Origin of the sequence: Proluteimonas luteida, assembly GCF_021191695.1 — a bacterium.
GTDB lineage: Bacteria > Pseudomonadota > Gammaproteobacteria > Xanthomonadales > Xanthomonadaceae > Luteimonas > Luteimonas luteida.
Genome location: NZ_JAIWPT010000006.1, coordinates 32,412 through 57,734 on the forward strand (window position 1 = coordinate 32,412; position 25,323 = coordinate 57,734).

The window sequence follows — 25,323 nt, forward strand, 5'->3', positions numbered from 1 at the left end:
GGCTCACCCACGGCGCGGAACTCAGGCCGAGAGGACCTTGCGGCCCTTCGCGCGACGGCGGGCGAGGATCTTGCGGCCGTCGGCCGTCGCCATGCGGGCACGGAAACCGTGGTCGCGCTTGCGCTTGAGATTGCTGGGCTGGTAGGTGCGCTTGGTAGCCATGGAGAAGCCTTCGGGGCGACGCGACAGATAAGGAACCGGAAATTCTAGCGGTGCGGCGATGACCCGGTCAAGCCACGCCGGCATCGGCCGCACCGCGGGATGCGCCCGTGCGCGGGCAGGTGATAGTCTGCCTGCCCTTCTCCCGGTCCCGGAACCGCGCAGCTGCGCGGCGGTGCCCGCTTTGTCGAATCCCGTACGCATGATGGATGCCTGGCCCCGCTGCCTCCAACGCCTCGAAGCCGAATTCCCGGCCGAGGATGTCCACACCTGGCTCAAGCCGCTGCAGGCACAGGCGAACGCGCAGACCACCGTGCTGTATGCCCCCAACGCCTTCGTCCGCGACGAGGTGCAGGCGCGCTACCTGCCGCGCATCCGCGAGCTGCTGGAACACTTCGGCGGCATCGACGACGTCAGCCTGCAGGTCGGCTCGCTGCCGCGCGCGCCGGCACCGGTGCCGGCCGGCGCCGCAGACCCCGGACGCGGGCCGGCGGCAGCGCCGATGGAGGCCTTCTCCGGCAACCTGGACAACCACTACACCTTCGACAACTTCGTCGAGGGCCGCAGCAACCAGATGGGCCGCGCCGCCGCCTGGCAGGCCGCGCTCAATCCCGGCGAACGCGCCCACAACCCGCTGCTGCTCTACGGCGGCACCGGCCTGGGCAAGACCCACCTGATGTTCGCCGCCGGCAACGAGATGCGCCGGATCAACCCGCGTGCGCGGATCCTGTACCTGCGCTCGGAGGAGTTCTACAGCGCGTTCTTCCGCTCGATCCAGGAACGGACCTCGGACCAGTTCAAGCGCCAGTTCCGCCAGATCGACGCGCTGCTGATCGACGACATCCAGTTCTTCGCCGGCAAGGACCGGACCCAGGAGGAGTTCTTCCACACCTTCAACACGCTGTTCGACAGCAAGCAGCAGATCATCATGACCTGCGACCGCTATCCGCGCGAGGTCGAGGGGCTGGAGCCGAGGCTGAAGTCGCGGCTGTCGTGGGGCCTGTCGGTGGCGATCGATCCACCGGATTTCGAGACCCGCGCGGCGATCGTGCTGGCCAAGGCCCGCGAGCGCGGCACCCAGATGCCCGACGACGTGGCGTTCCTGCTGGCCAAGAAGATGCACTCGAACGTACGCGACCTCGAAGGCGCGCTGAACACGCTGGCGGCGCGCGCCAATTTCATGGGCCGGGCGATCACCGTGGAGTTCGCCCAGGAGACCCTGCGCGACCTGCTGCGGGCCCAGCAGCAGGCCATCAGCATCGCCAACATCCAGAAGGTCGTGGCAGACTACTATGGCTTGCAGATCAAGGATTTGCTGTCGAAACGGCGCACCCGTTCGCTGGCACGTCCCAGGCAGGTGGCGATGGCGCTGTCCAAGGAACTGACCGAACACAGCCTGCCGGAGATCGGCGAGGCGTTCGCCGGTCGCGACCATACGACGGTGCTGCACGCCTGCCGGCAGATCCGCACGCTGATCGAAAGCGACGGCAAGCTGCGCGAGGACTGGGACAAGCTGATCCGCAAGCTCAGCGAGTAAGCTGGGGGCGACCGGGGTGTGGGCAGTTGTGGCGCAAGGGGTGGAGAAGCTGTGGATGGATTGGCCCCCACCAGGTTGTCCACAGGCTCCGGGCACCGGCCGCGCCCAGTTGTCCACCGGGTTGTACTTCCGGAAAATTCATTCAAATCAGGGTGTTACGAGACATATCACCCGGTTTTGGCGGCACCCAGCTCCACCTTCTTTAGATTTATTCCTTTCTTAAAAAAGCTCGGGACAAGGGGATAACACCGACATGCGTTTCAGTCTGCAACGCGAAACTCTGCTGAAGCCGCTGGCTCAGGTCGTCAATGTCGTCGAACGCCGGCAGACCCTGCCCGTGCTGGCCAACCTGCTGGTCCAGGTCCATGACGGCCAGCTGTCGCTGACCGGGACCGACCTCGAGGTCGAGATGGTCTCGCGACGCGCGGTCGAAGACGCCCAGGACGGCGAAACCACGATCCCGGCGCGCAAGCTGTTCGACATCGTCCGCGCGCTGCCCGACGGCAGCAAGGTCGTGATCTCGCAGTCCGGCGACAAGGTCACGGTGCAGGCCGGACGCAGCCGCTTCACCCTGGCGACCCTGCCTGCCGGCGATTTCCCGTCGGTCGACGAGGTCGAGGCGACCGAGCGCATCGCGGTGCCGGAAGCCGCGCTCAAGGAGCTGATCGAGCGCACCGCGTTCGCGATGGCCCAGCAGGACGTGCGCTACTACCTCAACGGCCTGCTGTTCGATCTCGGCGACACGCGCCTGCGCTGCGTCGCCACCGACGGCCATCGCCTGGCGCTGTGCGAGACAACGCTGGAGGACGCGGTGCAGTCCAAGCGCCAGATCATCCTGCCGCGCAAGGGCGTGACCGAGCTGCAGCGCCTGCTGGAAGGCGGCGACAAGGCCCTGGAGCTGGAACTCGGCCGCAATCACCTGCGGGTCAAGCGCGACGATGTCACCTTCACCAGCAAGCTGATCGACGGGCGTTTCCCCGATTACGAGGCGGTGATCCCGATCGGTGCCGACCGCGAGGTCAAGATCGACCGCGAGGTCCTGCGCGCCGCGCTGCAGCGCGTGGCGATCCTGTCCAACGAGAAGTATCGCGGCGTGCGGCTGGAAGTCTCGCCGGGGACGGTGAAGATCAACGCGCACAATCCCGAGCAGGAAGAGGCGCAGGAGGAAGTCGAGGCCGAGACCAAGGTCGACGACCTGGCGGTGGGCTTCAACGTCAACTACCTGCTGGACGCGCTGACCGCGCTGCGCGGCGAGCAGGTGATCCTCAAGCTGCGCGATGCGAACTCCTCGGCGCTGGTACGCGAAGCCGCCGACGAGCGCAGCCGCCATGTCGTGATGCCGCTGCGGCTCTGACCGCCCGGACCGTGCCCGGAGGATTCCGCCCGGGCATGTTTCACGTGGAACACGACGCCCGGCCCTGCCGGGCGTTTTCCGTTCCGCATCACGTTCCGCTCCCGTCCGCGCAGGATCCTTCGTGCTGATCACCCGCCTCGACCTCCGCCAGCTGCGCAACCTCGACACGGTGTCGTTGGCGCCCGGGCCCGGGCTCAACCTGCTGCTCGGCGACAATGGCGCCGGCAAGACCAGCGTGCTGGAAGGTCTGCATCTGATGGCGTATGGCCGCAGCTTCCGCGGACGTGTCCGTGACGGACTGGTCCGGCGCGGCAGCGACGCGCTCGAGGTCTACGCGGAGTGGCTGCCGGCGCCGGGAGAACGGCCGCGCCGGGCGGGCCTTCGGCATGCCGGCGCCAGCTGGGAAGGACGCCTGGATGGCGCCACCGTGCCGCAACTGGGCGATCTGTGCGCGGCCCTGATGGTCGTGACCTTCGAGCCCGGCAGCCACGCGCTGGTGTCCGGCAGCAGCGAGGTGCGGCGGCGGTTCCTCGACTGGGGACTGTTCCACGTGGAACAGGATTTCCTCGGCCAGTGGCGGCGCTACGCACGGGCGCTGAAGCAGCGCAATGCGCTGCTGAAGTCCGGTGCCGGCGGCGCCCAGCTGGATGCTTGGGACGTCGAGCTCGCGGATGCGGCCGCGCCGCTGGATCGTCGCCGCGAACAATACCTGCTGCGCCTGCAGGCCGCCCTGCAGCGCATCGCCGCGCGCCTGGCGCCGTCGCTGGGCGCGCCGCAGCTGACGTTCCAGCCCGGATGGCGGCGCGCCGACCTGTCGCTGGCCGATGCCCTGCTCGTCGCCCGCGAGCGCGACCGGAACCTCGGCTATACCACGGTGGGCCCGCACCGCGCGGACTGGCGCATCGCGTTCGCCGACAACCCGGACCAGTCGCTGCTGTCGCGGGGACAGGCCAAGCAGGCGGCGTTGTGCTGCCTGCTGGCCCAGGCGGAGGATTGCGCGGCCGTGGCGGGGGCATGGCCGGTCATCGCGCTCGACGATCTGGCCTCGGAGCTGGACCGCCACCACCAGCAGCACGTGCTGGCCCATCTGGCGGAAGCCGGCGCGCAGGTGCTGCTGACCGGCACCGAGGTCCCGCCGCACTGGCCGGAGGCGGTCCTGGCCAATGCGTCGGTGTTCCACGTGGAACAGGGCCGTGTGGTCCCCGCCGGCGTCGTCCGGCCCGAGGGCGCACCGCCGGTCGATCCGGCCGGTCCGGGATGCGGCGTCTGACCGCTGTGCTGCCGGCCGTCGCCGGCCTGAACACGAGGGCGTTCCGGCCGTGTTCCACGTGGAACACGGCCCGGGTGGCGGCCCCGGAAATGCTATGATTCATGGTCTGCGGCCCCTCGTTACGCGCCGCGCGCCACCGCGGTCTCCCGCGCCATGCGCGCCCGGACGACGCCGCGCTCCGGCCAGACAGCGAACCGAATGAGCGACGAGATCATCCCCGGCGACATCCCCGCCAATTCCGACTACGACTCCAGCCGCATCACCGTCCTGCGCGGCCTCGAGGCCGTCCGCAAGCGGCCCGGCATGTACATCGGCGACGTCCACGACGGCACCGGCCTGCACCACATGGTGTTCGAGGTCGTCGACAACGCGATCGACGAGGCCCTGGCGGGCCATGCCGACGACATCTTCGTCATCGTCCACGAGGACGGCTCGGTGTCGGTGTCCGACAACGGCCGCGGCATCCCGGTCGACATCCACAAGGAAGAGGGCGTGTCCGCGGCCCAGGTCATCATGACCCAGCTGCACGCGGGCGGTAAGTTCGACGACAACAGCTACAAGGTCTCCGGCGGCCTGCATGGCGTCGGCGTGTCGGTGGTGAACGCGCTGTCGCAGAAGCTGACGCTCGACATCTGGCGCGACGGGTTCCACTACCACCAGGAATACCGGATGGGCGAACCGGTGGCGCCGCTCGAGCAGCTCGAGCCGTCGGACAAACGCGGCACGCTGCTGCGGTTCTGGCCGGCGGTGGAGACGTTCACCGACGTCACCTTCCAGTACGACATCCTCGCCCGCCGCCTGCGCGAGCTGTCGTTCCTCAATTCCGGCGTGCGCATCGACCTGTCCGATCTGCGCGGCGACGGCCGCCACGACGTGTTCCAGTACGAGGGTGGCATCCGTTCCTTCGTCCAGCACCTGGCCCAGCTCAAGACGCCGCTGCACCCGAACGTGATCTCGGTGACCGGCGAGCAGAACGGGATCACCGTCGACGTCGCGCTGCAGTGGACCGACGCCTACCAGGAAACGATGTTCTGCTTCACCAACAACATCCCGCAGAAGGACGGCGGCACCCACCTGATGGGGTTCCGCGCCGCGCTGACCCGGACGCTGACCAACTACATCGAGCAGAACGGGATCGCGAAGCAGGCCAAGGTCGCGCTGTCGGGCGACGACATGCGCGAGGGCATGATCGCGGTGCTGTCGGTCAAGGTGCCGGACCCGAGCTTTTCCTCGCAGACCAAGGAAAAGCTGGTCTCATCCGAGGTGAGACCCGTCGTTGAAAGCGCGTTCGGCGCGCGTTTGCAGGAGTTCCTCGAAGAAAACCCCAACGAGGCTCGCGCGATCGCCGGCAAGATCGTCGATGCCGCGCGTGCCCGCGAGGCCGCGCGCAAGGCCCGCGACCTGACCCGGCGCAAGGGTGCGCTGGATATCGCCGGCCTGCCGGGCAAGCTGGCGGACTGCCAGGAGAAGGATCCGGCGCTGTCGGAGCTGTTCATCGTCGAGGGCGACTCGGCCGGCGGCTCGGCCAAGCAGGGCCGCAACCGCAAGACCCAGGCGATCCTGCCGTTGAAGGGCAAGATCCTCAACGTCGAGCGCGCGCGCTTCGACCGCATGCTGGCCAGCGCCGAGGTCGGCACCCTGATTACCGCGCTGGGCACCGGTATCGGCAAGGACGAATACAACCCGGACAAGCTGCGCTACCACCGCATCATCCTGATGACCGACGCCGACGTCGACGGCTCGCACATCCGCACCCTGCTGCTGACCTTCTTCTACCGGCAGATGCCGGAGCTGATCGAGCGCGGCCACGTCTACATCGGCCTGCCGCCGCTGTACAAGATCAAGCAGGGCAAGAACGAGCTCTACCTCAAGGACGACGCCGCGCTCGATGCCTACCTGGCCGGCAACGCGGTCGAGGGCGCGACGCTGACGCCGGCGGCCGGCGAGCCGGCGATCGAGGGCGCGGCGCTGGAGAAGCTGCTGCTGGCCTTCGCCGCGGCCAAGGAGGCGATCGCCCGCAACGCCCACCGCTACGATCCCGGCGTGCTGGAGCTGCTGATCGACACCGCTCCGCTCACCGGCGGCGACGCCGACGCGGTCGATGCCACGTTGCGCGCGCTCGAGGCGCGGCTCAACCAGAAGGGCCTGGGGCGTCCGCGCTACCGGCTTGCGGTGCAGCCGGCCAACGAATCCCGCGGCGCGGTGCTGACCATCGAGCGCCAGCACATGGGCGTGGACATCATCCAGCTGCTGCCGCTGGCGGCGCTGGAGACCGGCGAACTGCGCGCGGTGGGCGAGGTCGCGCGCCAGTTGCACGGCCTGATCCGCGACGGCGCGCAGATCGTCCGCGGCAACCGCGCGCAGCCGGTGAAGTCGTTCGCCGACGCCCAGGCCTGGCTGATGGACGAGGCCAAGAAGGGCCGCCAGATCCAGCGCTTCAAGGGCCTGGGCGAGATGAACCCCGAGCAGCTGTGGGACACCACGGTCAACCCGGAAACCCGCCGCCTGCTGCAGGTGCGGATCGAGGACGCGGTCGCCGCCGACGAGATCTTCAGCACGCTGATGGGCGACGTGGTCGAGCCGCGCCGCGCGTTCATCGACGACAACGCGCTGAAGGTCGCCAACCTCGACATCTGATCGCCGGACTAGCCGACAGGCATTGCGGCGCGTGGCGCAGGATGCCCGCGCCGGATTGACGAAACGTTAATCCGCGCCGCCTTACAACGGGTATCCGGAACAGGGAGACTTGCCATGAGAACGCTGACCGCCGCGATCGCGACGATGCTGGTGCTCACCGCCTGCGCGACGACGACCTCGCCGACCGGTCGCACCCAGTATGTGGGCGCAGTGTCGCAGGCGCAGCTCGACCAGATGGGTGAGCAGGCTTTCGCCGAGACCAAGAGCAAGCTGCAGCAGTCGCCCGATGCCAAACAGCAGGCCTACGTGCGTTGCATCGTCACCGCCGTTGTGCGCGAGCTGCCGGCCGATGCGCGGCGTCTGAACTGGGAGTCGGTGGTGTTCGTCGACGACAACCCAAATGCCTTCGCGCTGCCGGGCGGCAAGGTCGGCGTGTATACCGGCATCCTGACCGTCGCCCGCGACCAGGACCAGCTGGCCGCGGTGATCGCGCACGAAATCGGCCATGTCTACGCCAACCACCATGACGAGCGCATCACACGGCAACTGGGCGCGCAGGGCGCGCTGGGCGTGGCCGGTGCGTTGGTCGGATCGCGCTACGGTGAAGGCGCCACGCAGACCACCAGCCAAATCGGCGGCGCTGCGCTGCAGACTCTGGTCCTGCTGCCCGGCACCCGCTCCCAGGAAACCGAGGCCGACGTTGTCGGTCAGGAACTGATGGCCAAGGCCGGTTTCGATCCGCGTGCCGCAGTCGGGTTGTGGCAGAACATGATCGCCGCCAGCGGCGGCAGCCGACCACCGCAGTGGCTGTCGACGCACCCCAATCCCGAGAGCCGCATTAGCGAACTGCAGGCACGCGCCACGAACTTGGTGCCAACCTACGAGCAGGCACGGGCGGCCGGCCGCCGGCCGGCCTGTGGCTGACAGGCGGCCTTCGCCCGTATCCTTCCACGAAAGCTCCACCGTACATACACACACATATACCGGCATCCGCAGTCACGATGCCGTCCTGCCAATCCGAGGTGAAGAGATGTTGAAGTCCCGCGTGTCCCACCAGGCGCTCGCCGCTGCCATCGCCACCGCGCTGCTGGTCTTCGCCGCGCCGGCGGCGGCCCAGGACGAGGCCGGCAGCGACCGGTCCGAACGTTCCGAGCGCAGCACCCGCAACGCCCGCTCGTCGGACCGCAGCGAGCGTCGCGGATCGCGCCAGCAGGCCCAGCAGCAGGAAGCGGCGCGCTACCCGGATGCCGCGCGCAAGGAACCGGGCGTGACCGCCAGCGAACGGCTGATCAAGCAGCTCAACGCCCTGTCGGACGCCTACAACGCCCAGGACGTCGACAAGGCGCTGCCGCTGGCCGAGGAGATCATCGCCAACCCGCGCGCCAACGAATACGACAAGTCGATGGCCGCGCTGCTGGCCGGGCAGCTGTTTCTCAATGACGACAATGCCCGTGCGATCGCCTACCTGCGGCAGGCCATCGACGGTGGCGGCCTGAAGAACAACGACCACTTCCAGAGCATGCTGATCATCGCCCAGCTGCAGGCGCAGGACGACCAGTACGCCGACGCGCTGGCCACGCTCGACACCTACCTCGCCGAGTCCGCGTCCGCCGATCCCGCCGACCAGGCACTGAAGGGCAACATCCTCTATCGCCTGGAGCGTTATCCCGAGGCGATCGCGGTGCTCAAGCCGCTGGTCGAAGGCGGTGGCGAGGTCAATCCGCAGTGGACCCAGATCCTGATGGCGTCCTATGCCGAGTCCGGCCAGAGCGCCGAGGCCGCGCAGCTGGCCGAGCAGATCGCCGCCAGCGCGCCGGACGACAAGCAGTCGCAGATGAACCTGGCCGTGTCCTACCTGCAGACCGACCAGAACGACAAGGCCGCCGAGGTACTCGAGCGGCTGCGCGCCAGCGGCCAGCTGACCGAGGAATCCGAGTACCGCAACCTCTACGCGGTCTACCTCAACAGCGACAACAAGGAGCGCGAGGCGATCGCGGTCATCAACGAAGGGCTGGAGAAGAACATCCTGCCGTCGGACTACCGCACGCTGGTGGCGCTGGCGCAGGCATACTACTTTTCCGACCAGGTCGGACCGGCCATCGATGCCTACCGCAGGGCGGCGCCGCTGGCCGAGAATGGCGACGCCTACCTCAACCTGGCCAAGATCCTGCACCAGGAGGGCCGGACCGACGAAGCCAAGGAAGCCGCCCGCCAGGCGATCGCCAAGGGCCTGACTTCGAACACCGACGCGGAGCGGATCCTCTCGTCGCGTTAAGAAAAAGTTGTTGCACGTCACGGATGGTGCTGCGCAACGGGATTGGTATAAGCTTCAGGGTTCCTGTCGCTGGCAAGGGCGGCAGATCGACTTTCCCACCGGTGCTTCGCAGCCCCGGCCCCACGTGAGTTTTCCGCATGACGTTACGCTCGACCGACAGGAACGACGAAGACGAAGGTCTGAACTGGGCCCGCATCACCGGCTTCACGCTGGTGGTCGCGTTCCATGCCGCCGCAGTGATGCTGCTGCTCGCGCCGGTCAACCCGCCCAACGCCGCGCCCGAGGAAGAGCATGCGACGCGGGTGGTGATCATCGAGCCGCCGCCGCCGCCGCCCCCTCCGCCGCCGCCGCCGCCGGAGCCGCCGAAGCCGACGCCGATCAAGGAACTGTCGCCGCCGCGCCCCACGCCGCTGCCGCCGCCACCGCAGCAGCCGCCGGTCGTGTTCGACGATCCGGGTCCGATGGACGTGCCAGCCCCGCCGCCGGCCCCGCCCGCGCCGCCGGCGCCGGCCGCGGACATCGGCGCCAGCGTCGACATCGCCTCGAAGAACATGAACCCGCCGCGCTACCCGCCGGCCGCGGCCCGCGCGCAGATCGAGGGCACGGTGATCCTGGTCATCGACGTCGACGCCAACGGCAACGTCACCAACGTGTCGGTCGAGCGTTCGAGCCGCAACCGCGATCTCGACCGCGCCGCGATCGAGGCCGCGCGCAAGTGGTCGTTCCAGCCCGCGATGAAGGACGGCAAGCCGTCCGCGGGCCGGGTCCGCGTCCCGGTCGACTTCAGCCTGAGCTGACCGCGCTGACCGATCACACGTCATCCGCTGTCGAAAAAATCCGGCGTCCCCGAGGCGCTTCGCTAGACCCGCGTCACCGCTTCACACTCCACACCACAACATCTAGAAGGTAAGCGTCATGCTGCAGGAAACCACCAACGCCCCGACCGGAGCCGGCAACAACGCTGCAGCCCTGCAGCAGATGGGCTTCGCGGACATGCTTCAGCACATGGATGCCGTCGGCTACGTGGTGCTGGCCACGCTGGTCATCATGTCCGCCATGTCGATCTACTGGATCGTCTACAACATCATCAAGAACATCCGCCTGCGCGGCAGTTCGGACCGCGTCATCGCCACGTTCTGGGAAACCCCGAACGCGCAGGACGCGATCCGCCACATGGAAGAGCAGCCGGGCAGCGAGCCCTTCTCGAAGGTCGCACTCGATGCCGCCCAGGCCGCCGCGCACCACCAGCGCCACGAAGGCTCGCGCCTGGTCGAGTCGCTGAACCGCTCTGAGTTCGTCGACCGCGCCCTGCGCCAGGCCGTCACCCGCGAGTCGCTGAAGCTCGAGAACGGCCTGACCGTACTCGCGACCGTCGGCGCGACCGCCCCGTTCGTGGGTCTGCTCGGTACGGTGTGGGGCATCTACCGCGCGCTGATCCGCATCGGCGCCAGCGGCCAGGCCGACATCGGCGCGGTTGCCGGTCCGGTCGGCGAGGCGCTGATCATGACCGCGATCGGTCTGGGCGTCGCGATCCCGGCGGTGCTGGGCTACAACTTCTTCGTCCGCCTCAACCGCGGCACGAACAACAAGCTCGACACCTTCGCGCACGACCTGCACGACTTCTTCGCAACCGGTTCGCGCGTCGGCGACGTCGCACCGCCGGCTGCCAAGGCCTGAGCAGAACGATAACGACGACGGAGTCCTGATATGGCTTTCAGCACAGGTGGTGGCAACGACAAGGTCAATGCCACGATCAACATCGTCCCGCTTGTCGACGTCATGCTGGTGCTGCTGATCATCTTCATGGTCACGGCACCGCTGATGGCGCACAGGGTCCAGGTCGAGCTGCCGCAGGCCAATCTGGATGAGCGTCCGGATCAGGCGCCGCCGGCACCGCCGATCACGATCGCGGTGACCGACAACGGCGACATCTTCCTCAACGACGAGCCGGTCAGCATCCAGCTGCTGGAGAGCGCGTTGTCGGTGGAAGCGCAGAAGACGCCGCAGCCGCCGGTCAACATCCGTGGCGACTCGACGACGAAGTACCGCACGATCAACGAGGTGGTCAACGTTGCGCAGGCCCAGGGCATGCGCAAGGTCGGCTTCGTCGCGACGCGCGAAAACTAAACCGGAGCAACACTCATGGCATTTTCATCCGGTGGCGAAGGCCCGATGGCCGACATCAACATCATTCCGCTCTGCGACGTGATGCTGGTGCTGCTGATCATCTTCATGGTGACCGCGCCGCAGTTGTCCTATCCGATCGACATCGACCTGCCGCAGGCGGCGCCGCCACAGATCGACCGGGTGGAGCCGCCGGAGCCGATCCGGCTGCGCATCGACGCTTCGGGCCAGCTGTACTGGAACGACAGCCCGACCCCGCTTTCGGCGCTGCGCAACATGATGGAGTCGGAAGTCCAGCGCGACCCCACCAACCAGCCGACGCTGGAGATCGACACCAGCGAGGACGCCGACTACGGCGTGCTGGCCAAGGTGCTGGCCGAGGCCAAGAACGCGCAGATGCAGAAGATCGGCTTCGTCCGCAAGTAACCGCGCGACAGCCGCAGCACACGTGACATCGTCGGGACCTGCCTGCAGCAGGTCCGACGCTTACCTGGATTGTTTTTTCACGCCGCCTTCGGGCGGCGTTTTTTTTGGGTTCTTCTCCGATTTCCGGGATTCTCGACCGCAGGTCGACGCCACGCGATCGTCGTACGCGGCATCCGGATTCGCCGGGTATCGCGAAGCACCCGCTCGATGTGGTCTGGGCGGGCATCCTCGCGTCGGGGGCGTTGCCCCGACCTACGCGCCGGATGCGGCCCGCAGGATCGCCAGATAGCGGGCGACGGTGGTCGCCAGCCCGTCGTACAGGGCTTCGCCGATCAGGGCGTGGCCGATGGACACTTCGTCGACCCGGCCGAGCGCTGCCACGAACGCGCCGAGGTTGGCCTGGCTCAGGTCGTGCCCGGCGTTGACGCCAAGTCCCGCGGCGCGCGCCCGGGCCGCGGTGGCCTGGAACAGCGGCAGGACCTGGGCCGCGGTGCCCGCATCGAATGCCTCGGCCCAAGGGCCGGTGTAGAGCTCGATGCGGTCGGCGCCGATCGAAGCGGCTTCCGCCACGTCGGCGCCGGCATCGGCGAACAGGCTGACGCGGCAACCCAGCACCCGGAACGCGGCCACCAGCGGCCGCAGCGCGGCGGCGTCGCGACCGAAATCGAACCCGTGGTCGGAAGTCAGCTGGCCATCGCCATCGGGGACCAGGGTGACCTGCGCCGGCCGCGTCCGCGTGCACAGCGCGAGCAGTCCGGGATAGCCCGCCCGCGGCGCCGCGAAGGGATTGCCTTCGATGTTGAACTCGACCCCGCGCGCCGAGGTCAGCGCGGCCAGCGCGATCACGTCGTCGGCGCGGATATGGCGGGCATCGGGCCGCGGATGCACGGTAATGCCGTCCGCGCCGGCATCCAGGCAGACCCGTGCGGCGTGCAGGACATCGGGTTTGCCGCCGCCGCGGGAATTGCGCAGCACGGCGATCTTGTTGAGGTTGACGCTCAGCCGCGTCGGCAGCTCAGCCATGCCGCGTCGACTGCAGCATCAGGCGTCGGCCCGCGGTTCCGGCGGCGCCGCGCCGCCGTTGCGGCGCGCTTCGGCCTGCTCGCGCAGGCGGCGCAGTTCGGCCGGGTCGACCATCAGCGCCTCGCTGCGCGACTGGTTGCCCACGCGTTGCGCCATCAGGCCCAGTACCCACAGCACCACCAGCACCAGCGACAGCAGCAGGGCGATCACGGCCACGGCGACGGACTTGGTCGAGAACGCGACCACCAGCGCGCCGATCGCGAACAACAGCAACAGCCAGGGCATGGGCGGTCTCCACCGGACGTGCGGCCAAGTCTACCGGTTCAGCCTCGCCGCCGGCAGCACCGGTTGTCGTGCCCCGCGCGCCGGCCGTCGTGCCGCTATGCCGCCGCGCCCCGGGAGGCCGGGGGTCACAGCAGCGGCGAACACAGCCGCGCCAGGGCTTCGGGCAGGCGTGCGGTCAGCAGTCCGCGCTTGCGGCCGCGTTGCACGCGCGGCGCGTGGGCGAACTCGCCGTTGATGAAGCGCTCCAGTTCCGCGGCGATGCCCGCGTCGTCGAACAGCATCGAGACCTCGAAGTTGAGCCGGAAGCTGCGGTGGTCGAAGTTGGCGCTGCCGATGATGGCGATCCCGTCGTCGATCAGCAGCGTCTTGCTGTGCAGCATCCGCGGACCGTACTCGTAGACCTTGACCCCCGCCACCAGCAGCGGGCCGAAGTACGAGCGCGCCGCCAGCGTCACCAGCCGCGAATCGCTGTTGCGCGGCACGATCAGGCGCACGTCGAGGCCGGCCAGCGCGGCCGAGGTCAGCGCCATCATCGCGGCCTCGCCGGGCACGAAGTAGGGCGTGGTCATCCACACCCGGCGCCTGGCCGCGTGGATGGCGCCGACGTGGGCACGGTGGATGGCTTCCCATGACGAATCCGGCCCCGAGCTCAGCACCTGGGTGCGGATCGGTCCCGGATCGGCCTGCGGCGTCTGCCGCTCGACCTCGGCGAGGAAATCGCGGCGCCCGGTGGCGTAGGCCCAGTCCTCGGCGAACACCAGCTGCAGCACCCGGACCGCCTTGCCGGTCAGGCGCAGGTGCAGGTCGCGATAGGCATCGGCCCTGCGCGACTCGTCCTGGTCGTCGCAGATGTTCATGCCGCCGGTGTAGGCGATGCGGCCGTCGATGACCACGATCTTGCGGTGCGTGCGCAGGTTGGCCCAGGGGCGTTTCCAGAACCGCCCGAAGCGGGTCGGATGGAACCAGGCGAGCTCGCCGCCGGCCTCGAGCAGCGGCGCGAAGAACCGGCGCGCGGCCGGCGAGCCCACCGCGTCGAGCAGCAGCCGGACGCGGACGCCATCGCGCGCGCGGGCGATCAACGCGTCGCGCACGGCGGTGCCGGCGGCATCGGGCTGGTAGATGTAGTACTCCAGATGGACGTGGTGCCGCGCCTGCGCGATGTCGTCGATCAGCGCGCGGTACTTCGCCGCGCCGTCGACCAGCAGGCGCACCTCGCGCGACGACGACACCGGCAGGGCGGTGGCCGCCTGCGACAGGCGGATCAGCTCGGCCGCCTCGCTGTCTTCGGCATCGAGCTGCGCCGCCGACATCGTCGCGCGGCTGCGTGCGCGCCGCAGGCGGTTGCGGCGGATCTTCTGCGGCCCGAACACCTGGTAGACCAGAAAGCCGAGATAGGGCAGCAGCGCCAGGCCGAGCAGCCAGCTGAGCGTCGCCACCGGTTCGCGCTTCTGCAGCACGATCCAGCCGCCCAGCAGCGCCAGATACAGCGCCCAGCCGACGGCCAGGAACGTGAGCAGATGGGGCGTGGAGACGAACGCATCCCAGCCGCGTTGCAGGGTATCGAACATGGGGATCCCGCGATGGCGCCGGTTGCGCCGGGCGACAGGGTAAGCGAGCGCGGCCCGGGGCGGCGTCGATGTAAACCGTCACCTGCGGGGTGTCACGCCGGCGATACACCCCGGCCGGCCGCGGGAAACGCGTCGCGACGCGGCCCGACGCGCGCGGCGGCCGCTTCCGGGTGATACATGCGTGCACCGCGGGGGTCGCGCGCATCCGCGGGAAACGACTCTCAAGTATCTGATTTCATTGGACTCATACGACTGGCACGGCGCGTGCGTTGTTTCTCTGGCCCGACCCCGAGGAACTGCGCATGTCTCCCATCGTCCGCTTCCCCGCCATCGCCCTGCTGGCCGGCGCCGGCGTACTGGCCGCGTTGCCGGCTGACGCCGCAGGCGCGCGCACCGGGGTCCATGCCAACCACGGCGAGATGGTGCTGCTGCGCGACGTCAACGCGCGCCACGCGGTGCGCCGGGTGCCGCCGAGCGTCGGCCTGATCGTCGACCCGACACCGACCGCGCAGCTGGCGCCGCTGCTGGCCGACGGCGAGCTGACCGATGCCGATTTCCTCGCGCTCGACACCGGCAACCGCGTCGAACCCGGTGCCGCGCAGGCCACGGGCCACATGGCAACCACGGTGAACTCGGCCATCGGCAGCGCCCTGGGCGGCGGCCCGCGCGACGGCGCCGGCGCATCCGCCAATCCGCTCGGTGGTGCGCTGGGCGGCACGCTCGGCACGGTCGGCGCCACCACCCGCGGCATCGGGACCCAGGTCACCGGTGCGCTGGCACAGTTTCCGCTCGGCCAGCCGGCCAATGGCGGTGGCCCGTGAGCCCAGGCATCCGCCTCGTCCTGGTGGTGCTGGGCGTGACCGCGGCCGGTGCGCTGCCGGCGGCCGACGACTATCCGGAAATGCTCGCCTACCTGGCGGACTCGCGGATCGACGGGCGCGCGTTCGCCGGCGCCAACGGCGCGATGGCGATCAACCTGGCCGCGGGCGATTTCAACCAGCAGGCCAGCGTGCGCAGCGTCGCGGTCGGCACCCATGCGCTGGCATCGGCGGACGTGCGCCAGCGGCGCGGCGACGACAGCGCGCCGTCGCCGGCGCAGGCGTCGGCGGTCATCGCCGGCGATGCGCTGGCCGGCGCATCGGGCATCGCATCGATCAATCAGGCCAGCGGCAACCGCAACGCCATGTCCAACGTGGTGGCGATGTCGCTGGCGCAACGGGGCATACGCGAAACCGACGACGACAGCAGTCTGGCGTCGTCGTTCGCGTCGGCGGGGCAACGGCACGTCGGCGAAGCGGGGAGCGCGAACACGGTCCGCCGCACGGCGGCCGTGGAGGCCACTGCATTGCAGGGTTTCGACGGCGTGCTGCAGCTCAATCAGGTCGCGGGTTCGGGAAACGACATCGGCAACACCCTGTCGATGTCGGTGCAGACCGGCCCGTGATTCGGCACTTCAACGGGAACCTACAGCAGAGAAGGCGAGAGAGGACATCATGAACAGGAACATGAAATGGACAGTGCTGGCCGTCGCCGTGACCGCGGCGACCGCGGGCGTGGCCCAGGCCCAGAGCGTGGACTGGCGGATCGTCGACTACGACATCACCATCGACGACGTGCGCAACTACGAGACCAACGTCACCAACACCAATACCGAGGTCAACACCACGGTCAACGAGAACTTCGACTGGAACCAGAGCATCGACCAGTCGCTGACCGAGAACTACAGCATCGACGTCAGCCAGAGCATCGACCAGAGCCTGACCGAGACCTACACGCTCGACGTCGCCCAGAGCCTCGACGAAGCGCACCGCATCCGCACCAACCAGGTCTACGAGAACATCGAGCGTACCGAGAACGTGAACTCCGACGTCCGCCGCGAGCGCAACGAACACGGCGTGTCGGTGAACATCGACAAGGACATCTCGCTGAGCTCGGACATCGCCTTCAGCGGCGACCCGACGATCACCGGCAACATCGACCTGGACTCGGCGGCGATCGCGCTGATCGACAACCGCCAGTCGGTCAGCGGCAACATCGGCCTCAACGACAAGCTCGACAACACCGCGTCGATCGATGGCGACGTCGGTTCCGAGGCGTCCGGCAACCTGGCGTTCAACGTCGCCGCCGGCGACAACAACGTGCAGGACAACGCCGCGGCGCTGTCGGCGGCCGATGCCAGCTTCGCGTTCGGCCTCGCCGACGCCGAGATCTTCGTCAACCAGTCCGGCTCGGGCAACCTGACGATGAACGAGGGCGTGCGCAACGACGCCAGCCTCGGCGGCAACGCGTTCTCGGCCGCGTCGGGCAACATCGGCGTCAACGTCGCCGCCGGCAACAACAACGCGCAGAAGAACGCACTGGCCGCGTCGGTGGCGACCGCCGCCTACGCGCAGGCGACCGTCAGCTCCAACCAGTCGTCGTCGGGCAACGTCACCAGCAACCAGGGCAGCTACCAGAAGCTGACCGACACCGTGCAGGTTTCGCTCGCCGGCCCGGTGCGCGGCTTGACCCAGTCGGTCGGCATCGGTGCGTATGAAGGCCAGGCCAGCGGCAGCACCGCGTCCACCGGCAACGCCTACCAGCAGACCAACTTCTATGCCGACATGTGGCAGGGCGAGCTGCATCCGCATGGTCCGGTGATCGGTCACGCCGACTACGACATCGACAGCCAGGGCGCGGTCGCCAACCCCTACCGCCAGGGCGTGGGCGGGCTGGCGTTCGACACCGACTCGGAAGGCAGCTACTCGGGCAGCGAGTCCGGCGCACTGGGCTTCGTCGAACTGGGCTACAGCGACCTGCAGGCCAGCCTCAGCGGCACCGTGACGACCTCCCGCTGGGTGGCCGTGGCGGCGACCAACGACGCCAGCCTGTCGGGCAGCGCCTTCAGCCAGGCCTCGGGCAACATCGGCGTCAACGTGGCGGCCGGCACCGGCAACCTGCAGGCCAACAGCCTGTCGCTGGCCGTGGCCCAGCCGAGCACGGCGGCACCGCCGCCGACCAACGGCGGCGAGTAACGCCGACCATGGTGTGATACCCGGCCTGGCCCCCTTGGCCGGGTATCCCCGGAAGCCCCGCGCCACATGCCCCGTGGCGCGGGGCCTTCCTCGGACCCTGTTCATGCTCCCGACGCACGTCGCGTAGCCGCGCTGCGGCCACCCTGCGGTCCGGGATGCTCCCAGCGGAGGCGTCATGTTGCAGCGATCCCTGCGCGGGGCCGCGTTCGCGGCGCTGCCACTGCTGTGTGGTCTGTTCCTGTGCGCGCCGGATGCACGCGCGGCCGACGTCGCGTTCCACGGCATCCTGCCCAATGGCGCGGTGCACCGGGTTCCGGTGGAGAGCATGCGCGAGGCACGCTTCCGCCACCTCGTGCGCCAGCACACCGACTACAGCTGCGGCGCGGCGGCGCTGGCCACGGTGCTCAAGTACGCCTACCGGCTCGACGTCGACGAGGCCACCGTCATCGAAGGGATGATGGGCCTGGCCGATCCGGACATCGTGCAGGCACGCGGCTTCTCGCTGCTGGACATCAAGCGCTATGTCGAATCGCTGGGCATGCGCGGGCGCGGCTATCGCGTCGACGAGGCCCGGCTGCGCGACCTGCGCGTTCCCGGCCTGGTGCTGATGGACGTGCGCGGCTTCCGCCATTTCGTGGTGCTCAAGCAGGTCGTCGGCGACATCGTCGAGGTGGCCGATCCGATCCTGGGCAACCGCAGCGTGCCGATGGCCGAGTTCCTCGAATCGTGGCCGTCGCGCGCCGTCTTCATCGTTATCGCCAGTGACTTCGACCGCAACACCGTGTTGCTGCAACCGGTCTCCCGCCCCAGCGCCCGGGCGCTGTTCGCGCGCCAGGGCCCGGTCACTGATGCCGAGCTGCTGGATTTCGGCTTCACCCATGCCGACCTGTTCTGACGGAGCGCCATCATGCGTGCCATCACCCTGATTTCCACGATCTCGCTGGCCGTGCTCGTCCTGGCGGGCGTGCCGCGGCCATGTCACGCGCAGCAGCAGGCGTCCGCCCCGCAGCGCGCGGCGCTGCACGAGATCCCCGACGCCGAGCTCGGCGACATGCGCGGGCGCTACATCGTCGGCGACAACCGCATCGCCTGGTTCGGCGTGTCGATGGTGTCGACGTGGCTGACAGACAGCGGCCAGACCGTGCAGGGCGCGCTGCGGATCGGCTTCGACCTGTCCGCCGGCAGGCCGCAACTGCACTTCGAGCCGAGCGTGACGATCACCGAGGGCGTGCCGGCGCCGGTCGCGTCGGGGACCCGGACCATCGACGCGTCTGGGCTGGGCAATGTCGACGGCCTGGTGCAGGCCATCCAGGTCGCCGGCGACGGCAACTACGCGCGCAACGGCACCACGCTGACCGTGCGCGACGGCGATGCGGCAACACCGGTCCCGGCGCTCGCCGGCAGCGCCAGCGCCAGCGCGCAGTCCGGCGGCGCCAGCGCGCATGCCGGATTCGACAACGGCGCGGCGCGCGTGCTGCTGCAGGTCGCGGGGCAGGGCGCCACAGAGCAGTGGATCGGCGCCAGCTCGGTCGGCCAGAGCATCCGCATCGCCGGCGACGGCCAAGCGGTCAGCAACCAGCTGCAGCTCGATCTGGTACGCCAGTCGCTGCCGTCGGGCCAGAACATCCACCAGAACGTGGCACAGGCGATCGCGATGACCCGCGGCGTCGGACTTTGAGCCACGTCCAGCACGTCGATCCGGGAGGGGCACCTTGAAATCGACATCACCATGCGCGCGAGGGCGGCTTGCCGTCGCGCTTGCCGTTGCCGTCGTCCCGTGCGGCCCCGCGCTGGCGCAGGAAGCGGTACCGGCCGATGTACGGGACCACGCGCAGCAGGACCAGTCGCTGCCGGCATTGAGCGAAGCCGATCGCGCGGCGATGCAGCAGCTGCTGCAGGAACTGAACGCGCTCAAGCACAGCTACGCGCAGGAAGTGCGCCGGCTGCGCGAGCTGGACATGCAGATCCAGGCGCTGCAGTCGCGCGTCGGCGGCCTTGCGCCGCAGGTCGCGCAGACCGCCCCCGCACCGGCACCGCTGCCGCAGGCCGCCACCGCCGCGCCGCCGCCGGCAACCGCGCCCGCGCCCCGCGCCGAGGAAGGCTATGCCGGCACCGCCGAGGACGCGCAGCGCGCACAGGAGGCCGACACCCGCAGCGTCGCCGACGTCAAGCAGCAGAGCACCGCGCTGTTCAACCGCCGGCTGACGATCGAGAACGGCATCAGCTACAACCGTTACGACCGCAAGCAGCTCACGCTCAACGGCTTCCTCGCGCTGGATGCGATCTTCCTCGGCAACATCGCGATCGAGAACGTCGAGTCCGACACGCTCACCTACAACCTCGCCGCGCGCTGGGGCGTGTCGCCGCGTCTCAGCCTCAACCTCGACGTGCCCTACATCGCCCGCAAGACCGTCTACCAGAAAGGCGGCGCCGGCGGCGCGGCGGCGGCGATCGCACAGGAGCAGACCGATGGCGCGGGCCTGGGCGACATCAACGCCAGCGCCAACTTCAAGCTGTCCGGCGAGCGTGGCGCATGGCCGGAGACCGTGCTCAACCTCGGCGTGACCGCGCCGACCGGGCGCGAGCCCTACGGCATCCCGTGGCGCGTGCTCGAGCGCGACGAGGACGAGTTCATCCGCTTCGCGGTGCCCGAGGAACAGCCGACCGGCAGCGGCCTGTGGCAGGCGACGGTCGGCCTGTCGGCGGTCAAGACCACCGATCCGGCGATCCTGTTCGGCAACATCGGCTACGTGCGTGCCTTCGCGCGCGACTTCGCCGATCTCGACAACAACCCGGCGACGGTCAATCCCGGCAGCGTGCGGCTCGGCGACGCCTACTACTTCGGCGCCGGCGTCGCGTTCGCGTTCAACGAGCGCACCAGCCTCAGCATCTCCTTCAGCGACCGCCTCAATGCCCGCGCGCGCACCCGTTACGAGGGCGCGGAGTGGGTCAAGCTGATCGGCAGCGACGCCAACGCCGCGACGCTGAGCCTGGGCGTCACCCACGCGATGACCCCGAGCGCGACGTTCGTCGGCGTGCTCGGCATCGGCCTGACCCCGGACGCGCCCGACTTCAGCCTGACGCTGAAGGTGCCGTACGCGCTGTAACGCCATCGCGCCCGGTAGAGCGGGCCCAGGCCGCCGCGCACGCGGGCGGCGGCGGCGGCCCCGCTCAGCGCATCTCGTCCAGCGACACGCCGTGCTTGCGGCACAGCCGGTAGACGGTGACCCGCGACACGCGCAGCCGGCGCGCGCTGGCACTGACGTTGCAGCCGGTCTCGCGCAGCGCATCGAGCAGCGCCTGGCGTTCGGTGCGGGTGCGGTGATCGTCGAGCGCGACCACCTGCGCGCCGGCGGGACCGAGCTGCAGGTCCTGTGGCTCGATCAGCGCCTGTTCTGCGACCACGGCCGCGCGGCGCACGCGGTTGAGCAGCTCGCGGACGTTGCCGGGCCAGTCGTGCTCGCGCAGGCACCGCCGCGCCGCCGCGCTGAACCCGCGGGCCTGCACCGGATTGTGCGTGCGGAACGCATCGAGGAACTCCCTGGCCAGCAGTTCCACGTCGTCGCCGCGGGCGCGCAGCGGCGGCAACTGCAGGCGCAGCACGTCGAGCCGGTAGTACAGGTCCTGGCGGAAGCGGCCCTGCGCGATCGCGGCATCGAGATCGACGTGGGTGGCCGCCAGCACGCGCACGTCGACATGCACCGGCCGCGAACTGCCGACGCGCTCGATCGTGCCTTCCTGCAGCACCCGCAGCAGGTTGGTCTGCGCGTCGAGCGGCAGGTCGCCGATCTCGTCGAGGAACACGGTGCCGCCGTCGGCCGATTCGAACAGGCCCAGGCGGCGCGTCGCCGCGCCGGTGAACGCACCGCGTTCGTGGCCGAACAGCTCCGACTGCACCAGCGTCGGCGCGATCGCGCCGCAGTTCATCGCGACGAACGGACGGTCGCGCCGCCGCGACAGGTCGTGCAGCGCGTGGGCCGCCAGTTCCTTGCCGGTGCCCGATTCGCCGGTGATCAGCACCGGCAGGTCGACCTCGGCGTAGCGGTGCAGCATCGCGCGCACGCCCAGCATCGCCGGACTGCGGCCGCCGATGCTGTCGATATCGCGGCGCGGCGCGGGTGCCGGCTCCAGTCGCGCCAGGGTCTCGGCCAGCCGCGCCTGGTCGATCGGCGCACGCAATGTGTCGCGGCAGCCGCGCAGCACACGTTGCCGCAGCGGATCGTCGTGGTCGGCGGGGTCGGACGCGTCCAGCAGCGCCAGCATCGGCAGCTCGGGATACTCGGACAGCGTGCGCTCCAGTGCGGCCAGCTGTCCCGGTACCACGCAGCGCAGGTCGGCGATGGCGATGACCACGTCGTTGCCGCGCATGCCGACCTGGCGCGCGCAGTCCAGCTGCACGGTGCGCAGTCGCCAGCCGTGTGCGGCGAACAGCGCCTGTTCGCGGGCGGAGGGCACCCCGAACCAGAGCGCGCAGTGGCGGGCCCCGTCGGCCGCGTTCATGCCGGCGCATCCATCGGCGCGTCCCTGCCGCCCCGTGCCGGCGCATGGCGATTGCGCATGACCTCCCCCCCTCCGGACCGCATCTCCGCGGTCCGGTTCCAGCCCATCCAACGCCATCGCGCCGGCAATCAGGACAGCGGCCCGGCCCGGCGCAGCCGGATCGGGCCGTCGCACGGCCTGAGACCGGGGCACGGCACACTCCCGCGATGACCACCCGGGGCCCCGTCCGTCCGCCGCAACCGACCGCGATCAAGGGCCGTGGCTCGGCCTCGTGGGTGGCCGGCCGCTTCGAGAAGCGCAGCGCCGCGGCCGAGGACGACGGCTGGGACAACCTGCAGGCGCTGCAGGACGAGGCCGGCGCGCCGGGGACGGTCGTTGTCGAGGAGCGGGCCCGCGGCATCGTCAGCCGCAACCGTTCCCCGGACGTCGGCTTCAGCCAGTCGGTGAATCCCTACCGCGGCTGCGAGCATGGCTGCATCTACTGCTTCGCCCGGCCCTCGCACGCGTACCTGGACCTGTCGCCGGGGCTGGATTTCGAGACCCGGCTGTTCGCCAAGACCAACGCCGCCGAACGCCTGCGCGCGGAACTGGCGCGGCCCGCCTACGTGTGCTCGCCGATCGCGCTGGGCATCAACACCGATGCCTACCAGCCGATCGAACGCCGCTACCGCGTTACCCGGCAACTGATCGAGGTCATGGCCGAAACCCGCCATCCCTTCAGCCTGATCACCAAGAACGCCCTGGTGCTGCGCGACCTCGACCTGCTGGTGCCGTTGGCCGCGCAGGGGCTGGCGACGGTGCATTTCTCGGTCACCACGCTCGACAACCGGCTCGCGGCGAAGATGGAGCCGCGCGCCGCGGCGCCGCACGCGCGGCTGCGGGCGATGCGCGCGCTGGCCGAGGCCGGCGTGCCGGTCGGGGTGATGGTCGCGCCGGTGATCCCGATGATCACCGACCATGAACTGGAGGCCATCCTCGGCGCCGCCCGCGAGGCGGGCGCGGGCTCGGCCGGCTACGTGCTGCTGCGCCTGCCGCACGAGCTGAAGACGCTGTGGCGCGAATGGCTCGAACTCCACTATCCCGAACGCGCCGCGCACGTGATGAGCCTGATGCAGCAGCTGCATGGCGGCAAGGACTACGACAGCCGCTTCGACCGGCGCATGCGCGGACGCGGCGTATTCGCCGATCTGCTGGCGGCGCGCTTCGCCCGCGCGCACCGCGCGCTCGGTTTCGGCCGCCTGCCGCCACTGCGCAGCGACCTGTTCGTGCCGCCGCGTGCGCCGTCGCCGCAGGGGTCGTTGTTCGGGGACCTGTAGGGCCCGTCGCGCCATCGGGCGATCCGGTGCGGAGGAGGACGCTGCCGCGGTGCAGGGCCGGATCGGACATCGGGGAGTGGCCGGCGTGGCGGCATGCGGCCTTCGTGGTGCGGTGCCGGGCAGGGCGTCTTCACGCCGCGTGCACCTGGCGTCGACGCGCGGATTTCCTACACTGTGCGCCGCATTCGCGCCTTGCCGCCGCCAGCCACTCCCCGATGTCCGATCCGTCCGCCTCGCGGTCCGCGCCCGATTCCGGCGCGGCGCCGCCGATCTTCGACCAGCCGCTGTTCGACCGGCTGCGCTCGGGCATCGCCGTGCTCGCGGCCGACGGCACCTGGCTGCAGGCCAATCCCGCACTGGGCTGCCTGCTGCGCGTTGACCCGGCGACGCTGGCGGGTGGGCCGGCCCACCGCACCGCGCTCGCCCCGGTCGCGGCGGAGATCGACGCCGCCGTGGCGCGCATCGCCGACGGCGGCGATGGCCTGCAGCTGCTGCCGGTCACGGTGTCCACGGAAGACGGCGGGGACCGGCACCTGCAGCTCGACCTGCAGCCCTTGCCCGCCGGGCGCGCGGACGGCGCCACGCGCCTGCTGCTGCAGCTGCACGATGTCACCGCACAGCATGAACTCGAACGCCAGCAGGAAACGCTGGCCTTCGGCATCTCGCACGAACTGCGCGCGCCGGTGCGCGCGGTCGAGCAGTTCTCGCGGCGCCTGATCGCGCAGGGCGGTGGCGATGCCGTCGCGCAGGAACACCTGCAACGGATCTCCGGCGCCGCGGTCAACGCCGGCGGACTGATCGATGCGCTGCTCGAATACATGCGGGCCGGGAAGTCGTCGCGGCCCGCGCGCGCGGTCGACATCAGCCTGCTCGGCGCGTGGGTCTGCGCCGAACTGCAGGATGCCGAGCCCGCGCGCGCCGCGGACATCGCGATCGCGCCGGACCTGTGGGCCCTTGGCGACGAACACGCGATCAAGCAGATGCTCGGCAAACTGCTGCACAACGCGTGGAAGTTCTCGTCGCAACGCGAGCGCGTATCGATCGCGATCGACGGCGAAGCCGTGGACGGCCGCATGCGGCTCACGATCCGCGATGCCGGCCGCGGTTTCGACATGCGCTATGCTGGCAAGCTGTTCGCCCCCTTCCGCCGCCTGCACAGCGCCGACGATGGCGGCGGCCATGGACTGGGCCTGGTGATCGCGCAGCGGCTTGCGCACGCGCAGGGCGGACGTATCCGGGTGCAGTCCGAGCAGGGGATCGGCAGCACGTTCTTCATCGACCTGCCGGCGGTGCCGGACGAAGGTGTTCCGCAGCAATGACCCGACACACGATCCTGCTGATCGAAGACAATCCCGACGATGCCGAACTGACCCGCATCGCCTTCGCCGAGGCCGGCATCGACGGCCAGCTGGTCGTCGTCGGCGATGGCGCCGACGCGCTCGACTACCTGTTCGCCCGCGGCCGCCATGCCCAACGCGACGCCGCCGACCTGCCGTCGATCGTGCTGCTGGACCTCAACCTGCCCAAGCTCGACGGCCGCGAGGTCCTGCAGGCATTGCGCGCCAATCCGGCCACCCGCGGCCTGCCGGTGGTGGTGCTGACCACCAGCACCGAGCCGTTCGACGTCGAGGCCAGCTACGCACTGGGCGTCAACAGCTACATCCGCAAGCCGGTGGATTTCGGCAAGTTCGTCGAAGTGGTCAAGCAGATCGGGCTCTACTGGCTGGTGCTCAACCACCCCCGAAACTAGATGTCGTCATTCGCCCAAGGCGAATGACACCGACGCCCCTCTCCCGATGTGCGGGAGAGGGGGGGACCACCTGCGGAGCAGGTGG

General features: G+C 69.6%; 24 protein-coding genes. 19 read left to right on the plus strand and 5 right to left on the minus strand.

The genetic code is table 11. The features are described from left to right. Positions 1-21: 21 nt before the first annotated feature. Positions 22-162 (minus strand): 50S ribosomal protein L34, encoded by a 141-nt coding sequence (gene rpmH / locus LDO26_RS06840; RefSeq protein ID WP_047138036.1) that lies wholly within the window; start codon positions 160-162, stop codon positions 22-24. Positions 163-364: 202 nt separating this feature from the next. Here rpmH and dnaA point away from each other — a divergent pair, with 202 nt between their 5' ends. The 10 genes from dnaA (at position 365) to LDO26_RS06890 (ending at position 11,782) form a co-directional block, all read left to right on the plus strand. Next, on the plus strand, positions 365-1,696 hold the full coding sequence (dnaA, locus tag LDO26_RS06845) for a chromosomal replication initiator protein DnaA (protein ID WP_232130337.1): 1,332 nt from the start codon (positions 365-367) through the stop codon (positions 1,694-1,696). 253 nt (positions 1,697-1,949) lie between these two features. After that, positions 1,950-3,050: a DNA polymerase III subunit beta gene (dnaN, locus tag LDO26_RS06850; RefSeq protein ID WP_232130338.1), complete on the plus strand. Its 1,101-nt coding sequence runs from the start codon at positions 1,950-1,952 to the stop codon at positions 3,048-3,050. A gap of 121 nt (positions 3,051-3,171) precedes the next feature. Further along, on the plus strand, positions 3,172-4,320 hold the full coding sequence (recF, locus tag LDO26_RS06855; protein ID WP_232130339.1) for a DNA replication/repair protein RecF: 1,149 nt from the start codon (positions 3,172-3,174) through the stop codon (positions 4,318-4,320). A 198-nt stretch (positions 4,321-4,518) separates the two neighbouring features. Then, positions 4,519-6,957, plus strand: a complete 2,439-nt coding sequence (gene gyrB, locus LDO26_RS06860) for a DNA topoisomerase (ATP-hydrolyzing) subunit B (protein ID WP_232130340.1) — start codon at positions 4,519-4,521, stop codon at positions 6,955-6,957. A gap of 114 nt (positions 6,958-7,071) precedes the next feature. Then, positions 7,072-7,881, plus strand: a complete 810-nt coding sequence (locus LDO26_RS06865; protein WP_232130341.1) for a M48 family metallopeptidase — start codon at positions 7,072-7,074, stop codon at positions 7,879-7,881. 106 nt (positions 7,882-7,987) lie between these two features. Next, positions 7,988-9,232 (plus strand): tetratricopeptide repeat protein, encoded by a 1,245-nt coding sequence (locus LDO26_RS06870; protein WP_232130342.1) that lies wholly within the window; start codon positions 7,988-7,990, stop codon positions 9,230-9,232. A 137-nt stretch (positions 9,233-9,369) separates the two neighbouring features. Then, a complete protein-coding gene (locus tag LDO26_RS06875; RefSeq protein ID WP_232130343.1) occupies positions 9,370-10,029 on the plus strand; it encodes an energy transducer TonB in 660 nt (219 codons plus the stop codon). A gap of 118 nt (positions 10,030-10,147) precedes the next feature. Next, on the plus strand, positions 10,148-10,909 hold the full coding sequence (locus tag LDO26_RS06880; RefSeq protein ID WP_232130344.1) for a MotA/TolQ/ExbB proton channel family protein: 762 nt from the start codon (positions 10,148-10,150) through the stop codon (positions 10,907-10,909). 30 nt (positions 10,910-10,939) lie between these two features. Beyond that, positions 10,940-11,359 (plus strand): ExbD/TolR family protein, encoded by a 420-nt coding sequence (locus LDO26_RS06885; RefSeq protein ID WP_232130345.1) that lies wholly within the window; start codon positions 10,940-10,942, stop codon positions 11,357-11,359. Positions 11,360-11,374: 15 nt separating this feature from the next. Then, positions 11,375-11,782 (plus strand): ExbD/TolR family protein, encoded by a 408-nt coding sequence (locus LDO26_RS06890; RefSeq protein ID WP_232130346.1) that lies wholly within the window; start codon positions 11,375-11,377, stop codon positions 11,780-11,782. Between the two features lie 252 nt (positions 11,783-12,034). Here the strand turns inward: LDO26_RS06890 and LDO26_RS06895 are convergent, their stop codons facing one another. The 3 genes from LDO26_RS06895 to cls all read right to left on the minus strand — a co-directional run bounded on the left by LDO26_RS06895 (position 12,035) and on the right by cls (position 14,658). After that, positions 12,035-12,796, minus strand: coding sequence for a pyridoxine 5'-phosphate synthase (locus LDO26_RS06895; protein ID WP_232130471.1), 762 nt, complete (start codon positions 12,794-12,796; stop codon positions 12,035-12,037). 27 nt (positions 12,797-12,823) lie between these two features. Then, positions 12,824-13,090 (minus strand): hypothetical protein, encoded by a 267-nt coding sequence (locus tag LDO26_RS06900; protein WP_232130347.1) that lies wholly within the window; start codon positions 13,088-13,090, stop codon positions 12,824-12,826. Positions 13,091-13,215: 125 nt separating this feature from the next. After that, positions 13,216-14,658, minus strand: a complete 1,443-nt coding sequence (gene cls / locus LDO26_RS06905; RefSeq protein ID WP_232130348.1) for a cardiolipin synthase — start codon at positions 14,656-14,658, stop codon at positions 13,216-13,218. 302 nt (positions 14,659-14,960) lie between these two features. Between cls and LDO26_RS06910 the strand changes: the two genes are divergently transcribed. The 6 genes from LDO26_RS06910 to LDO26_RS06935 all read left to right on the plus strand — a co-directional run bounded on the left by LDO26_RS06910 (position 14,961) and on the right by LDO26_RS06935 (position 20,779). Next, positions 14,961-15,479 (plus strand): FapA family amyloid fibril periplasmic chaperone, encoded by a 519-nt coding sequence (locus tag LDO26_RS06910; RefSeq protein ID WP_232130349.1) that lies wholly within the window; start codon positions 14,961-14,963, stop codon positions 15,477-15,479. Beyond that, complete coding sequence (locus LDO26_RS06915; protein WP_343226162.1) at positions 15,476-16,102, plus strand: FapB/FapC family functional amyloid domain-containing protein; 627 nt, start codon at positions 15,476-15,478, stop codon at positions 16,100-16,102. The genes LDO26_RS06910 and LDO26_RS06915 overlap by 4 nt, the downstream gene beginning before the upstream one ends. 61 nt (positions 16,103-16,163) lie before the next feature. Continuing rightward, on the plus strand, positions 16,164-17,672 hold the full coding sequence (locus LDO26_RS06920) for a FapB/FapC family functional amyloid domain-containing protein (RefSeq protein ID WP_232130350.1): 1,509 nt from the start codon (positions 16,164-16,166) through the stop codon (positions 17,670-17,672). A 175-nt stretch (positions 17,673-17,847) separates the two neighbouring features. Further along, positions 17,848-18,567: a C39 family peptidase gene (locus LDO26_RS06925; protein ID WP_232130351.1), complete on the plus strand. Its 720-nt coding sequence runs from the start codon at positions 17,848-17,850 to the stop codon at positions 18,565-18,567. A gap of 12 nt (positions 18,568-18,579) precedes the next feature. Beyond that, on the plus strand, positions 18,580-19,350 hold the full coding sequence (locus tag LDO26_RS06930) for a hypothetical protein (RefSeq protein ID WP_232130352.1): 771 nt from the start codon (positions 18,580-18,582) through the stop codon (positions 19,348-19,350). Between the two features lie 202 nt (positions 19,351-19,552). Next, positions 19,553-20,779, plus strand: coding sequence for a hypothetical protein (locus LDO26_RS06935; RefSeq protein WP_343226163.1), 1,227 nt, complete (start codon positions 19,553-19,555; stop codon positions 20,777-20,779). 64 nt (positions 20,780-20,843) lie between these two features. Here LDO26_RS06935 and LDO26_RS06940 read toward each other — a convergent pair whose 3' ends face one another. After that, positions 20,844-22,172, minus strand: coding sequence for a sigma-54 interaction domain-containing protein (locus tag LDO26_RS06940; protein WP_232130354.1), 1,329 nt, complete (start codon positions 22,170-22,172; stop codon positions 20,844-20,846). A gap of 206 nt (positions 22,173-22,378) precedes the next feature. Between LDO26_RS06940 and LDO26_RS06945 the strand changes: the two genes are divergently transcribed. The 3 genes from LDO26_RS06945 to LDO26_RS06955 all read left to right on the plus strand — a co-directional run bounded on the left by LDO26_RS06945 (position 22,379) and on the right by LDO26_RS06955 (position 25,238). After that, positions 22,379-23,488, plus strand: a complete 1,110-nt coding sequence (locus tag LDO26_RS06945; protein ID WP_232130355.1) for a PA0069 family radical SAM protein — start codon at positions 22,379-22,381, stop codon at positions 23,486-23,488. Positions 23,489-23,703: 215 nt separating this feature from the next. Next, complete coding sequence (locus LDO26_RS06950; RefSeq protein ID WP_232130356.1) at positions 23,704-24,807, plus strand: sensor histidine kinase; 1,104 nt, start codon at positions 23,704-23,706, stop codon at positions 24,805-24,807. After that, positions 24,804-25,238, plus strand: coding sequence for a response regulator (locus LDO26_RS06955; RefSeq protein ID WP_232130357.1), 435 nt, complete (start codon positions 24,804-24,806; stop codon positions 25,236-25,238). Before LDO26_RS06950 ends, LDO26_RS06955 begins: the two co-directional genes overlap by 4 nt. The last annotated feature ends 85 nt before the right edge of the window (positions 25,239-25,323 follow it).